The sequence below is a fragment of the Streptacidiphilus sp. BW17 genome, assembly GCF_041262485.1.
Lineage (GTDB): Bacteria > Actinomycetota > Actinomycetes > Streptomycetales > Streptomycetaceae > Streptacidiphilus.
In genome coordinates, this window is record NZ_JBGCCR010000002.1 from 243,032 (window position 1) to 256,627 (window position 13,596).

The following is a 13,596-nucleotide window of genomic DNA, read 5'->3' on the forward strand; positions in this document are numbered from 1 at the left end:
GGTACCACCCTCTTCCAGATTTCGACGCTCCGTCACATCGTAGGAAATCAGGACATTTTCCACCGCTCCGCTGACCCACCGGAGTGGTCCGGGTAACACGAAGGGCCGAACACTCCGCCCGAAGGCGGGGTGTTCGGCCCTTGCATCACGCTCTGCCGGACGAACCGTCAGCGGTGTTGCCCCACGTGGGTCACTGCGTCTGGTTCTCGCCGCGGTAGTACTCGAAGCTCCAACCCCAGATGCCCATGAGGATCACCGGCATGGCGAACATCATCAGCCACCAGCCGAAGATGACGCCCAGGAAGGCCAGCGTGCCGCCGAGGCCCAGGGCCAGCGGCTGCCAGCTGTGCGGGCTGAAGAAGCCCTGCACACCCGCGTCGTCCGAGACCTCGGCCTGCGGGTTGTCGCTCGCGCCCGTGTCCACGCGGTTGGCGGTGAACAGCAGATAGAAGGCGATGAACGAACCCAGGCCGAAGGCCAGGAAGAGGCAGGTGGTGCCGGTCGGGTCCTTGGACCAGATGCCGTACCAGATCGCCATGCCCAGAACGAAGACCGCGAAGCCGGCGAAGATCTTGCCCTGTTCCTTCATCGGTCACCCGCCTCCTTCTTCTCCAGTGCGGCCTGCAGATGGGCCGGCACCTCGCCGTGGTTCTCCAGGTAGTCCTGCGCCGCGATCTCCGGGTGGTGCAGGTCGAACGCCGGGGATTCCGAACGGATGCGGGGCAGCGTGAGGAAGTTGTGCCGCGGCGGCGGGCAGGAGGTCGCCCACTCGAGCGAGCGGCCGTAACCCCACGGGTCGTCGACCTCGACCTTCTTGCCGTACTTGGCGGTCTTCCAGACGTTGTAGAGGAACGGCAGGATCGACGCGCCCAGGATGAAGGAGCCGATGGTCGAGATCAGGTTCAGCGTGGTGAAGCCGTCGGTGGGCAGGTACGTCGCGTAACGACGCGGCATGCCCTCGGCGCCCAGCCAGTGCTGCACCAGGAAGGTGGTGTGGAAGCCGACGAACAGCATCCAGAAGCAGATCTTGCCCAGACGCTCGTCCAGCATCTTGCCGGTCATCTTGGGCCACCAGAAGTGGAAGCCCGCGAACATCGCGAAGACGACGGTGCCGAAGACCACGTAGTGGAAGTGGGCGACGACGAAGTACGAGTCCGAGACGTGGAAGTCGATCGGCGGGGAGGCGAGCAGAACACCCGTCAGACCACCGAAGACGAAGGTGACCAGGAAGCCGATGGTCCACAGCATCGGGGTCTCGAAGCTCAGCGAGCCCCGCCACATGGTGCCGATCCAGTTGAAGAACTTGACGCCGGTCGGAACGGCGATCAGGAACGTCATGAAGGAGAAGAACGGCAGCAGCACCGCGCCGGTGACGTACATGTGGTGGGCCCACACGGTCACGGACAGACCGGCGATCGCGATGGTGGCCGCGATCAGCGACTGGTAACCGAACATCGGCTTGCGCGAGAAGACCGGCACGACCTCGGAGATGATGCCGAAGAACGGCAGCGCGATGATGTACACCTCTGGGTGCCCGAAGAACCAGAACAAGTGTTGCCAGAGGATGGCACCACCGTTGGCCGGGTCGAAGACGTGCGCACCGAACTTGCGGTCGGCCTCCAGCGCCAGCAGCGCAGCGGCCAGGACCGGGAAGGCCAGCAGGACCAGGACAGCGGTCAGCAGGACGTTCCACACGAAGATCGGCATCCGGAACATGGTCATGCCCGGGGCACGCATGCAGAGGATGGTGGTGATGAAGTTCACCGAACCGAGGATGGTGCCGAAGCCCGAGAGCGCCAGACCCATGATCCACATGTCGCCGCCGACACCGGGGCTGTGGATCGCGTCGGAGAGCGGCGCGTAGGCGAACCAGCCGAAGTCGGCCGCACCCTGCGGGGTGAGGAAGCCGCCGACGGCGATCAGCGAGCCGAACAGGTAGAGCCAGTAGGCGAACATGTTCAGTCGCGGGAACGCGACGTCAGGGGCGCCGATCTGGAGCGGCATGATCCAGTTCGTGAAGCCGGCGAAGAGCGGCGTCGCGAACATCAGCAGCATGATCGTGCCGTGCATGGTGAACGCCTGGTTGAACTGTTCGTTCGTCAGGACGCCGCCGTCCGGCTGTGCCAGCTGCGCACGCATCGTCAGCGCGAGGATGCCGCCGATCAGGAAGAACGCGAACGACGTCACCAGGTACAGGGTGCCGATCGTCTTGTGGTCCGTCGTCGTCATCCACTTGATGATCGACGTCCCGTGCTTCTGCCCCTTTGCCGGGCGCGCGGCGGTGGCGGTCCCCCCGCTGAGCCCATGGGGTTCATTGAGGATGGTCATTTCTGGAGGTTCCCTGCTCCCGTGGTGACGATGCCGGACGGAACGTTGCCGCCCTGGCCCTTGGCCCGCAGCTGAGCCAGGTGGGCCTGGTACTGGGCCGGCGTGACCACCTTGACGTTGAAGAGCATCTCCGAGTGGTCGACACCGCAGAGCTCGGTGCACTTGCCGCGGAAGGTGCCCAGCACGGTCGGGGTGACCTCGAACTTGTTCACGATGCCCGGGATGACGTCCATCTTCATGAGGAAGTCGATCGGCCAGAAGCCGTGGATGACGTCACGCGACGTCAGCTCGAACTCGGTGGTCTCACCGAGCGGCAGCCACAGCGTCGGCTCCTGACCCGGCGTGCCGACGTCGTAGGCGCCGGGACCGTTCGGGTTCGCAGCGGTCTGGTTGTGCGGGTCGACCGTGTAGTCGTAGTTGAACGCCCAGCTCCACTGGAACCCGACCACGTTGACGTGGTTCGTCGGGTTGTCGATCTTGAGCAGGTCCGTCTCGTCCCGCGCCGTGTAGTAGAAGAAGACCGACACCATGATCAGCGGGACCACGGTGAACAGTGCCTCGAGCGGCATGTTGTAGCGGAACTGCGGCGGCACCTCGACCTTGGTGCGGCTGCGCCGGTAGAAGAAGACCGCCCACAGGATCAGGCCCCAGACGAGCGCACCGACCGCCAGCGCGGCGATCCAGGAGCTCTGCCAGAGGAAGAGGACCGTGTGGCCCTGCTGGTCCCTGGGAGTGGGGAGGCCGAGCCGGGGCAGGTCACTGGACTGGCAGCCTGTGGCGGTGGCAAGGACGAGGCCCAGCGTCAGCGCTGAAAGCAGCTTCCGCCGCATCGAGCGCCGCGGCGAGCGGTCGGAGCCGTTGGGACTCACGTAGCGCCTTCCCGAAGTCTCGCCCGCTCACCAGCCGACCGAAGAGACACCGGAGAGCTCTCCGGGATTCCCGATGGCGTGGTCACGGGCAGGGTTTGGATGTTTATGCGGCCCAAACCCTACTCCAGGCGAATCGAAGGTTCGCGGGCAGGTCCCACTAACGCGCCGATCATGCCTCCGGATGGCCCCCGGACAGGCGGAATCGCAGGTCAGAGCGGTTTGCCCGGACCGGGCGGACAGCCCGGCGACACGCCGGGGGGCCGCCTTCTGACGCCTTATGAGCACGTAATACGATCAGGGGCGAACGGGAGCGGTGTCCCTTCTGCCGCTGGTACGGCGGTTGCCTGCACTGCGCCTGCTCCTGCGCCTCCTGCCCTGGCTGCTCTGTACCTGCTGTTGCGCCTGCCTGACGGTGTGCGCAGCACCGGCTGACACTCTGCCACCCGCGCGCTCGTTACGGTGGGACCGTGCCGAACTTTGATGTCGCGTCCACCGCGCCGTTGCACCCACTGGCCAGGCAGGCGCTGCTCTCCGCCCTGGACGAGGGATGGGCCGACCCGGCCCGGCTCTACCGCGACGCCCGGCACGCCCGGATGCTGCTGGACGCGGCCCGCGAGAGCGTCGCCGCCGATCTCGGCGTCCGTGCGGACGAGGTGAGTTTCACCGCTTCGGGTACGCAGGCGAACCATCTCGCCGTTCTCGGCCTCCTCTCCGGAAACCACCGGAAAGGACGTCACCTCGCACATTCCGCCGTCGAACATTCCTCCGTACTCCACGCGGCGGAACAACACGAGGCGGCCGGAGGCACCGTCAGCACCGTGCCGGTGGATATGACGGGACGGGTGAACCTGGACGCGCTGGCCGTCGCCGCCCGCGCCGAGGGGACCGCGCTCCTCTGCCTCCAGTCGGCCAACCACGAGGTCGGCACCGTCCAACCGGTCGCCGAGGCGGCACAGCTGTGCGCCGAGGCGGGCGTCCCGCTCTTCGTCGACGCCGCACAGTCGGCGGCCTGGGTACGGGTGGCCGGCGACTGGTCGGCGCTGGCCGCGTCCGCGCACAAGTGGGGCGGTCCGGCCGGGGTCGGCGTCCTCGCGGTGCGCAAGGGCGTCCGCTACCGCTCACCGCTTCCTGCGGACGAACGCGAGGGCGGCCGGGTACCCGGCTATGTCAACGTTCCCGCCGTTGTGGCCTCGGCCGTCGCGCTGCGTGCCGCCCGCCAGGAGGCGGCGGAGGCCGACGCCCGGCTGCGCCCGCTGATCACCCTGCTCCACGAGCGGGTACCCGCCCTGGTCCCGGACGTGTCGGTGCTCGGCGACCCGGCGCTCGGCGATCCGGCGCGACGGCTGCCGCACCTGCTCACCTTCTCCTGCCTGTACGTGGACGGAGAGTCCCTGCTGGGCGCACTCGACCGGGCCGGCTTCGCGGTCTCGTCCGGCTCCTCGTGCACGTCCAGCACCCTGACGCCCAGTCATGTCCTGGCCGCGATGGGGGCGTTGACCGAGGGCAACGTCCGGGTCTCGCTGGGCCGCGACGCGACCGCCGCGCAGGTGGAGGAGTTCCTCGCGGTGCTGCCCGGCGCGGTCGCCGAGGTCCGGGCCCAGCTGCTGGGCCCGGCCGCGGGCGGAACCGTGCCGACGCCGGGCGGAACCGGGCAGGTGACGGACGTGACCGTGGTGGACGCACTGGGCATGCTCTGCCCGGTCCCCGTCTCCGAATTGGCCAAGGCCTTCGAACAGGTGCCGCTGGGCGGCCGGGTGGCGCTGCTCGCCGACGACGAGGTCGCCGCGATCGACGTCCCGGCCTGGTGCCACCTGCGGGACCAGGAGTACGAGGGCCAGGCCCCGGCGGACCGGTACCAGCCGGGCGCCGAGGGCACGGCCTACCTGGTCCGCCGGGTCTCCTGACGCTCCACCTGCACAGGGGGCGCTCAGCCGAGTCAGGGGCTCAGCCGACGAGTTGGGGGCTCAGCCGAGGTGGGAGCGCAGCTCTGCCGCCGCCTCTTCCCCGTAGGCCACGGCGAACCGCTCAGCGAAGTGGCCGCGGCGCAGCTCGTACTCCTGGGTGCCCAGCGTCTCGATGACCAGTGTCGCCATCATCGCGCCGACCTGTGCGGCCCGCTCCAGCGAGATGCCCCAGGTGAGACCGGCCACGAAGCCGGCCCGGAAGGCGTCGCCGACACCGGTCGGGTCGACCTTGGCGTTCTCCTGCGGGCAGGAGACGAAGATCGGCGCCTCGCCCTTGCGGTCGATCCGCGCGCCCTTGGCCCCGAGCGTCGTGATCCGGACGCCGACCCGGTCCAGCACGTCCTCCTCGGACCAGCCGGTCTTGGACTCGATCAGGGCCTTCTCGTACTCGTTGGAGAAGAGGTAGGCGGCGCCGTCGACCAGGTTGCGGATGTCGTCGCCCTCCAGCCGGGCCAGCTGCTGCGAGGGGTCGGCGGCGAAGGCGTAGCCACGGGCGCGGCACTCCTCGGTGTGACGGACCATCGCCTCCGGGTCGTCCGCGCCGATCAGCACCAGGTCCAGGCCGCCCGCACGCTCGGCGATCGGCTGCAGCTCGATGTTGCGGGCCTCGCTCATCGCGCCGGTGTAGAAGGACGCGATCTGGTTGTGGTCCTGGTCGGTGGTGCAGACGAAGCGGGCGGTGTGCCGGGTCTCCGAGATGTGCACCGCACCGGTCTCGACGCCGTGCCGGTCCAGCCAGGAGCGGTACTCGGCGAAGTCGGCTCCGGCCGCGCCGACCAGCACCGGCTTCAGCCCGAGCAGGCCCATGCCGAAGCAGATGTTCGGCGCCACGCCGCCACGTCGCACGTCCAGGGTGTCCACCAGGAAGGAGAGCGACACCGTGTGCAGCTGCTCCGCGACGAACTGCTCGGCGAAGCGGCCGGGAAAGGTCATCAGGTGGTCGGTGGCGATCGAGCCGGTGACAGCAATACGCACGGCGGCGGACTCCTATGACTGCAAGGCGGGGCTGCGGTGAGTGCAGGCGTTCTACCGTACCGGCCTGCCTCCACCGGTGGGGCGGGTCCCGCCTCCGGGCTGTTCTTGCCGCGTCCGGGCGTTACCGCAGCGTAGGGGTGGAACCGCTCCGTGCGCGGTTCTAGTGTCGAACTGAGAGAGCGAGAGGCGGCAGCTCAGCCGCCGAGGAGGCCTTGATGATGCCCGACCGCAGCCCTGTGAGGATTCCGGCGCACCTGCGCGGCGACGCGGACCAGGACACGCTGGCGGCGCTGGTCGAGGGCGGACGTCGACTGGGCCTGTTCTGGCCGCTCCAGCCCGCCCCGAAGGAGTCGGCGACGTCGGTGCGCCACCCCGGCTTCAAGGTCAGCGCCCGCGAGGCGCGCAGGTTCGGCAGCATGTCGCCCTTCGGCGACTGAACAGACGCCAGAACAGGCGACTGATACAGGCGACTGATACAGGTACCTGCGCAAGCAGCCGGGCAGGGGAACCGCTTCTGTCACTCCCACGTCCCATGGTCGTTCAGCAAGGAACAGACCAGGAGGCCGAACCGTGGAGTTTCGCAGCAGTCCCCGCCCGCCCGGCGCCCGCCCGCGCCCGCGGGTCCGCGTCGCTCTGGCCGTCGTCGCCGCGGCGGGCGCCGTCGGCCTGACGGCCTGCGCCTCCGGAGCGGGCACCAGCTCGGTCACGGCGGGTTCCAGCGTGTCCGCCTCACCGTCGGTCAACCCCGGCGGCCCGGTGCGCACGCTCTCCCCCAGCCCGTCCGCCCCGCGCGCACAGGTCGTCCCCGCCACCGGATTCAGCGCGGCGGGCAACGACCTGACCGTCTACTTCGACGCGGGCACCTGCGACAAGTACGGCGCGAACGCCGACCAGTCGCAGCCGGGCAAGGTGCTGGTCCGCATCGTGATCACGCAGCGCGCGCCCGCGACCCAGATGTGCCCGCTGGTGATCACCCCGCAGCACGTCACCGTGGACCTGGGCCGCCCGCTCGACGGCCGCCGCGTCGTCGACGCCTCCGACAGCAAGGCGCTGGCGCAGGTCAGCACCATGCCGACCAGCAAGGTGACACACGGTCCGATGACGGGGTGAGGACCGCATACGTGGGGCCCCGGCCGTCATCGGCCGGGGCCCCACGGGACTGCATTCACTTCACCGGATTCGGCTCCGCTCAGCTGAAGGAGTCGCCGCAGGCGCAGGAGCCGGTCGCGTTCGGGTTGTCGATCGTGAAGCCCTGCTTCTCGATCGTGTCGACGAAGTCGACCGTGGCGCCGGTCAGGTAGGGGGCGCTCATGCGGTCGGTGACGACGCTGACGCCGCCGAAGTCGGCCACGACGTCGCCGTCGAGCGAACGCTCGTCGAAGAACAGCTGGTAGCGCAGGCCCGAGCAGCCGCCGGGCTGCACCGCGACGCGGAGCGCCAGGTCATCGCGGCCCTCCTGCTCCAGCAGGCTCTTGACCTTGGCGGCGGCGGTGTCGGTGAGGATGATCCCGCTCTCGACGCTGGTCTCGTCCTGGACGGTCATCTGCATACTCCCGGGTTTGACGACGTACTTCCACCGGCGAGAACCGGCGGCGCCCCGGATGTATTCCGGGTGAAGTCCTGAACCTCCATGCTCGCACACCCGGGCGCGCACGAGAATGCAGAGATGATCCTGCGACCCGTGCACGACTCCGCCGCCGACGCGAGCGCCGTCCGCTCGATCTACCGGGCCGCGTTCGCGGTCCCACCCCTCTCCGACCGGGAACGGGCGCGCGCCGACGTCCGCACCAGGCGGCTGGCCGCCGCGGACGAGGGCGGCTGCTGGTTCGCCGTGGACGACCGCGAGGGTGACGGCGATCCGCTGGGCGTGTCGCTGTCGCTGCGGCGCGAGGGCCTGTGGGGGCTGGCCCTCTTCGCGGTGCGTCCGGAGGCCCAGGGGAAGGGCGTCGGGCGGCTGCTGCTGGACCACGCGCTCGCGCACTCCGGAGGCTGTCTGCGCGGCATGATCGTCGCCTCCGACGACCCGCGCGCGGCGCGGCGCTACCACGCGGCGGGCTTCCGGCTGCACCCCACCATGGCGATGACCGGGACGGTCGACCGCACCGCGCTCCCCGAGACCGGCGGCGTACCCGTCCATCTGGGTGACGCGAACCACTTCGACCTGCTGGACTCGATCGACCGCCGCACGCGTGGCGCCGCGCACGGCGAGGACCACCTCGCGCTGCTGCGCACGAGCGACGAGTTGCTGGTCGCGGACACCCTGGCCGGTTCCGGGTACGCCTACCGGCTGGGCGGCCGGGTGATGATGCTGGCCGCGACCTCGCGCCGGGTCGCCACGGCGCTGCTGGTCGGGGCCCTGGCCCGGATACCGGAGTCCACGAGCGCCGAGATCCGCACCGTCACCGCGGAGCAGGACTGGGCGGTGGACGTCTCGCTGGCCGTCGGACTCTCCGTCAGCACCCGTGGCTACCTCGCCCTGCGCGGCATGAGGCCCCCGACGCCGTACCTGCCGTCGGGGGCCTACCTGTAGCGGTCCGGAAGGCCGGATCGGAGCGCCGTGCTCTCGGACCGCCGCGCTCTCAGACCGCCGTGCGCTCAGACCGCCGTGCCCTTAGACCCCCGTGCTCCCAGGCCGCCGTGTCCTCACACCATCGTGTCGAGGATCTCGCGGACCATGTCCATGGTCGTCCCCGGGTGCAGGAACGCGAACCGGGCCACGACCTCGCCCTCCCAGCCGGTCGGGGTGACGAAGCCGGTCTGCTCCGCCAGCAGCCGCTCGGACCAGGCGTAGTACTGCTCCGCCGTCCAGCCCTTGCGCCGGTAGACGATGCTGGAGAGCTCCGGCTCGCGGATGACCTCCAGGTCCGGGTACTCGGCGCGGATCAGCGCGGCGGTGTCGCGGGCCAGCGCGATGCCGGCCTCGATCGCCTCGCTGTAGGCCTCGGTGCCGTGGACCGCCAGCGAGAACCACAGCGGCAGGCCGCGGGCGCGCCGGGTCAGGTGGTACGCGTAGTCGGTCGGGTTCCACTCCTGGTCGTGCTCGCCGGTGTGGAGCACGTCCAGGTAGGACGCGTCCTGGGTGTGCACGGACTTGGCCAGGCGCGGGTCGCGGTAGATCAGCGCGGCGCAGTCGAACGGCGCGAAGAGCCACTTGTGCGGGTCCACCACGAACGAGTCCGCGTGCTCGATGCCGTTGTACTTCTCCCGCACCGACGGGGCGAAGAGCCCGGCGCCGCCGTAGGCGCCGTCGACGTGGAACCAGAGGCCGTGCTCGCGGGCGACCTCGGCGATGCCCGCCAGGTCGTCGACGATGCCCGCGTTGGTGGTGCCGGCCGTGCCGACGACGGCGATGATCGAGCCCGGGTCCCCGTCGGCCTCGATGGCCTTGCGCAGGGCCACGCCGGTCAGGCGGTGGTTCTCGGTCGGGACGACCAGCTTCTCGACGCCGATGATGTTGAGCGTGTTGGTGACCGAGGAGTGGGTCTGGTCGCTGACCGCGACCCGCAGCCGTGCGCCGATGCCCACGCCGAGCCGGCGGCGGGCCGAGTCCCTGGCCACGACCAGCGCGGACAGGTTGCCCGCGGAGCCGCCGGAGACGAAGCAGCCGCCTGCCGAGGCCGGCAGCCCGGCCCGGTCGGCGATCAGGCGCAGCACCTGGTTCTCGGCCGCGATCGCGCCCGCCGCCTCCAGCCACGAGATGCCCTGGAGCGAGGCGCAGGAGACGACCATGTCGAAGAGGAGCGCGGCCTTGGTCGGCGCGCACGGGATGAAGCTCAGGTAGCGCGGGCTGTCGGCGGAGATGACCGCACGGGACAGCTCGTGGTCGTAGAGCTTGAGGACGTCCGCAGGATCGTTTCCGCGCTCGCCCAGCAGGCCTTCGAGCGCCCCGGACAGCTTCTCGCCGTCGCCGGGGTGGTCCAGCGGGACCGGGTCGTACTGCAGACGCTCCCGCATGTAGTCGAAGACCAGGTCGACCATGCGGGCGTCGTACTGGTGCATTCGCTCAGGGTGGGCCACGGGACGGTCCTTTGGTGACGGGTGTGGGGGGCATTGCAACCCTAGGCAGCGCACCCCCCGCCGGGCATGTCGGAATCCGGCAGCCCACGCAGGCAACCGGCGTGATCACCACCCCCGGCGCGGGATTCCTGCGCACCCCCGTACAGCCGCGCGAGTTTCTGCCGTCCGCAAGCGCGCGAGGATCAGCCGATGAGCCGGCTCAGCACCACCGTGCTGCGGCTGCGCTGCACGCCCGGCTCGCGGCGGATCCGCTCGATCACGGCCTCCAGATGCCGCATGTCGGCGGCCCGCAGGTGGACCAGCGCGTCCGGGTCGCCGGTGACCGTCCAGGCCGCGACGACCTCGGGGAACTGCCGCAGGGAGGAGAGGATCTCCTCCGGCGGCGTGCGCTCGCGGCAGAAGACCTCGACGAAGGCCTCCGTGTGCCAGTCCAGCGCCGCGGGATCGAGCACCACGGTGAAGCCGCGCACCACGCCGCGCTCGCGCAGCCGGTCGATCCGGCGCTTGACGGCCGTCGCGGACAGGTTCACCAGCAGACCGATCTCGGCGTACGAGGCGCGCCCGTCACGCCCGAGCAGCTCCAGCAGCCGACGGTCGGTGTCGTCGAGCGCGGCGGAGGGGCTGATCGGCGGCTGCGGGGCTGGCACGCACCCAGCTTTTCACAGGGCGGACCGATCAGGCGTTCGCCGGGTCCCCCGCCCCCGTGCCGACAACCGCATCGCCGTCCTGCAGCCGGTGGAGCAGCAGTCCGACGGCGACCGCCACCGCGCAGACCAGCCCGGCCACCAGCACCGACGGGGAGAACAGCACCGCCACCCCGGCCACCGGCAGCACCCACAGCGCGATCCCGCGCTTGGTGTGCCGCGAGTGCAGCGCCCAGACCGTGATCAGGTAGACCGCGGCCGGGACGGTCACCCCGAACGTGGCCGCCTGCGCGGAGATGTGGACCTTGCCGACGGCGTGCTCGACCGCCACCTCGATGCCCGCCCCGATCGCCGCGGCCGAGAGGAAGACGAAGTAGTGCCCGTAGCCCCAGGTGAAGGCCACCCGGTTGGACCTCAGGTGCTCCTCGACCGAGCGGGCGAAGTAGATCCACCAGGCGGAGAAGCAGATCAGCAGTCCGCCGACGGCGATCGGCAGCAGTTCGTGGAACGCCTGGTGCTCGTCCACCGCCGACTGCACCGCGACGGTCGCCGCCGAGACCGACTCCCCCAGCACGATCAGCGTGAAGCAGCCGTAGCGCTCGGCGATGTGCCCAGGGTGCCAGGCCGTCTCGGCGACCCGCTCGGCCACCACCGGCACCGCCAGGTCGGCGACCAGCCCGGGCAGGAGAGCCCAGCTCTTGTCCCCGGCCGGAACGTACACCAGCCAGAGCACCCAGTACACCTGCACCAACGCGACACCGACCGCGTACCGCGCGGCGGTTCTCCGCTGCGGCCCGGCGTTGGAGGCAGCCGCCCGCAGCCACTGCGCGACCAGCGCCACACGCATCACCACGTAGCCGGTGACGGTCACCGAGAAGTCCGAGTCCGCGAAGGCACGCGGCACGCCGGCGGCCAGGATCAGCGCGCCCACGATGATCACGAAGGTGGCGATCCGGTACGGCACGTCGTCGGTGTCGTAGGCGGAGGCGAACCAGGTGAAGTTCATCCAGGCCCACCAGATGGCGAAGAAGACGAAGAGGTATCCCGCGATCCCGTGCCGGACGTGTCCCTCCCCCAGCGCGCCGCCCAACTGCGCGCCCGCCTGGGCGACCGCGACGACGAAGCAGAGGTCGAAGAAGAGCTCCAGCGGCGTGGCGGCCCGGTGCTTCTCCTCCCGCCCGCGCGGACGCATCCGCCGCAGCGCTCCCGGCGCCGTCCCCGCTCCCGGCGCAGTCCCCGTTCCCGGCACCGTCCCCGATGTGTCGCCGACCCCCGCGCTCGGCTCCTCGCTCATCGCCGCGTACCCTCTCCTTCGCCACCCTGTGCGTCCGGTGTGTTCGAGCTGGTGCTTTTCTGCCGCTCTGTTCCCGCCAGACGATAAGGCAGGTCCGGGCCGCGCGACGGTAGCGCCGCAACGGCCACAGCGGGGTACGTCACATTGCCTCGGTGACCATCGCCACTGTGATCGGGGAGGGCTATCATAGATTGCGTCAGGTAGACGATAAGGCGGTCGGTCCCTCACCACCGCCGAACAGAAGGGCAGCAGCCCGTGACCACCACCACCGCGCCCGGGACGGGCGCCACCTTCGCCGAGCCCGGGGCGACTCCGCTGGCGCTGCTGCTTCTCGGCCGCGAGGCCGACACCGGCAGCGAGCGCGGCGTCGACTGCCCCGGCGAGCTGCCCGCCGCCTCCGACCCCGACCTGGTCGCGCGTGCCGCCGCCGCCAAGGCCGCGCTCGGCGACAAGGTCTTCATCCTGGGCCACCACTACCAGCGCGACGAGGTCATCCAGTTCGCCGACGTGACCGGCGACTCCTTCAAGCTGGCCCGCGACGCGGCGGCCCGCCCCGAGGCCGAGTACATCGTCTTCTGCGGCGTGCACTTCATGGCCGAGTCCGCGGACATCCTCACCGCCGAGCGCCAGCAGGTCGTCCTGCCGGACCTGGCCGCCGGCTGCTCGATGGCCGACATGGCCACCGCCGAGCAGGTCGCCGAGTGCTGGGACCAGCTGGTCGACGCGGGCGTGGCCGACAGCGTGGTGCCGGTCGCGTACATGAACTCCTCGGCCGACATCAAGGCCTTCACCGGTCGCCACGGCGGGACGATCTGCACCTCGTCCAACGCCAAGCGCGCCCTGGAGTGGGCCTTCGAGCAGGGTGAGAAGGTGCTCTTCCTGCCGGACCAGCACCTGGGCCGCAACACCGCCGTGCGCGACATGGGCCTCTCGCTCACCGACTGCGTCGTCTACAACCCGCACAAGCCGAACGGCGGCCTGACCACCGAGCAGCTGCGCGCGGCCAAGATGATCCTCTGGCGGGGCCACTGCTCGGTCCACGGCCGGTTCAGCCTGGACTCGGTCAACGAGGTCCGCGAGCGGGTCCCTGGCGTGACCGTGCTGGTGCACCCCGAGTGCAAGCACGAGGTCGTCGAGGCGGCCGACATGGTCGGCTCGACCGAGTACATCATCAAGGCGCTGGACGCCGCCGAGCCCGGCACCAAGTGGGCCATCGGCACGGAGCTCAACCTGGTCCGCCGCCTGGCCAAGGCGCACCCGGACAAGGAGATCGTCTTCCTCGACCGGAGCGTCTGCTTCTGCAGCACGATGAACCGGATCGACCTGCCGCACCTGGTCTGGGCGCTGGAGTCGCTGGTCGACGGCCGGGTCCCGAACGTGATCACGGTCGACCCGGAGACGGAGAAGTTCGCCAAGGCCGCGCTGGACCAGATGCTGGCCCTGCCGTAGGCAGCAGCAGGCGCGGGCAGCACGAAGGGGCGTGAGGCTACGGCCTCACGCCCCTT

At 70.2% G+C, this 13,596-nt stretch carries 13 protein-coding genes; 5 read left to right on the forward strand and 8 right to left on the reverse strand.

Features of this window, described 5'->3' with window-relative positions; all coding sequences use genetic code 11:
- Window positions 1-190: 190 nt before the first annotated feature.
- From ABH940_RS03180 to ABH940_RS03190, 3 genes are read right to left on the reverse strand one after another with little or no spacing between them, the layout of a single operon-like run.
- A complete protein-coding gene (locus ABH940_RS03180) occupies window positions 191-589 on the reverse strand; it encodes a cytochrome c oxidase subunit 4 (RefSeq protein WP_370064818.1) in 399 nt (132 codons plus the stop codon).
- Window positions 586-2,328: a cytochrome c oxidase subunit I gene (ctaD, locus tag ABH940_RS03185; protein ID WP_370064820.1), complete on the reverse strand. Its 1,743-nt coding sequence runs from the start codon at window positions 2,326-2,328 to the stop codon at window positions 586-588. Before ctaD ends, ABH940_RS03180 begins: the two co-directional genes overlap by 4 nt.
- Entirely contained in the window at window positions 2,325-3,197 is an 873-nt protein-coding gene (locus tag ABH940_RS03190; RefSeq protein WP_370064822.1) for a cytochrome c oxidase subunit II, read from the reverse strand. Before ABH940_RS03190 ends, ctaD begins: the two co-directional genes overlap by 4 nt.
- Before the next feature lie 467 nt (window positions 3,198-3,664).
- Here ABH940_RS03190 and ABH940_RS03195 point away from each other — a divergent pair, with 467 nt between their 5' ends.
- Window positions 3,665-5,101, forward strand: coding sequence for a cysteine desulfurase/sulfurtransferase TusA family protein (locus tag ABH940_RS03195; protein ID WP_370064824.1), 1,437 nt, complete (start codon window positions 3,665-3,667; stop codon window positions 5,099-5,101).
- A gap of 60 nt (window positions 5,102-5,161) precedes the next feature.
- Here ABH940_RS03195 and ABH940_RS03200 read toward each other — a convergent pair whose 3' ends face one another.
- On the reverse strand, window positions 5,162-6,136 hold the full coding sequence (locus tag ABH940_RS03200; protein WP_370064826.1) for a carbohydrate kinase family protein: 975 nt from the start codon (window positions 6,134-6,136) through the stop codon (window positions 5,162-5,164).
- Window positions 6,137-6,354: 218 nt separating this feature from the next.
- Between ABH940_RS03200 and ABH940_RS03205 the strand changes: the two genes are divergently transcribed.
- Both ABH940_RS03205 and ABH940_RS03210 read left to right on the forward strand, forming a co-directional pair.
- On the forward strand, window positions 6,355-6,573 hold the full coding sequence (locus ABH940_RS03205) for a hypothetical protein (protein ID WP_370064828.1): 219 nt from the start codon (window positions 6,355-6,357) through the stop codon (window positions 6,571-6,573).
- Between the two features lie 133 nt (window positions 6,574-6,706).
- Window positions 6,707-7,246, forward strand: coding sequence for a hypothetical protein (locus ABH940_RS03210; RefSeq protein WP_370104169.1), 540 nt, complete (start codon window positions 6,707-6,709; stop codon window positions 7,244-7,246).
- Window positions 7,247-7,325: 79 nt separating this feature from the next.
- Here the strand turns inward: ABH940_RS03210 and erpA are convergent, their stop codons facing one another.
- Complete coding sequence (gene erpA / locus ABH940_RS03215) at window positions 7,326-7,679, reverse strand: iron-sulfur cluster insertion protein ErpA (RefSeq protein WP_370064832.1); 354 nt, start codon at window positions 7,677-7,679, stop codon at window positions 7,326-7,328.
- A gap of 123 nt (window positions 7,680-7,802) precedes the next feature.
- On the opposite strand from erpA, the gene ABH940_RS03220 reads away from it, so the two are divergent.
- Window positions 7,803-8,666, forward strand: coding sequence for a GNAT family N-acetyltransferase (locus tag ABH940_RS03220; protein ID WP_370064834.1), 864 nt, complete (start codon window positions 7,803-7,805; stop codon window positions 8,664-8,666).
- Window positions 8,667-8,779: 113 nt separating this feature from the next.
- Here ABH940_RS03220 and ABH940_RS03225 read toward each other — a convergent pair whose 3' ends face one another.
- The 3 genes from ABH940_RS03225 to ABH940_RS03235 form a co-directional block, all read right to left on the reverse strand.
- On the reverse strand, window positions 8,780-10,135 hold the full coding sequence (locus ABH940_RS03225) for an aspartate aminotransferase family protein (protein ID WP_370064836.1): 1,356 nt from the start codon (window positions 10,133-10,135) through the stop codon (window positions 8,780-8,782).
- 200 nt (window positions 10,136-10,335) lie between these two features.
- Complete coding sequence (locus tag ABH940_RS03230) at window positions 10,336-10,800, reverse strand: Lrp/AsnC family transcriptional regulator (protein WP_370064838.1); 465 nt, start codon at window positions 10,798-10,800, stop codon at window positions 10,336-10,338.
- A gap of 28 nt (window positions 10,801-10,828) precedes the next feature.
- Window positions 10,829-12,091 carry a low temperature requirement protein A gene (locus tag ABH940_RS03235; RefSeq protein ID WP_370064840.1) on the reverse strand — a complete coding sequence of 421 codons (1,263 nt, stop codon included), beginning with the start codon at window positions 12,089-12,091 and terminating at the stop codon, window positions 10,829-10,831.
- 255 nt (window positions 12,092-12,346) lie between these two features.
- Here ABH940_RS03235 and nadA point away from each other — a divergent pair, with 255 nt between their 5' ends.
- Entirely contained in the window at window positions 12,347-13,540 is a 1,194-nt protein-coding gene (gene nadA, locus ABH940_RS03240) for a quinolinate synthase NadA (protein WP_370064842.1), read from the forward strand.
- The last annotated feature ends 56 nt before the right edge of the window (window positions 13,541-13,596 follow it).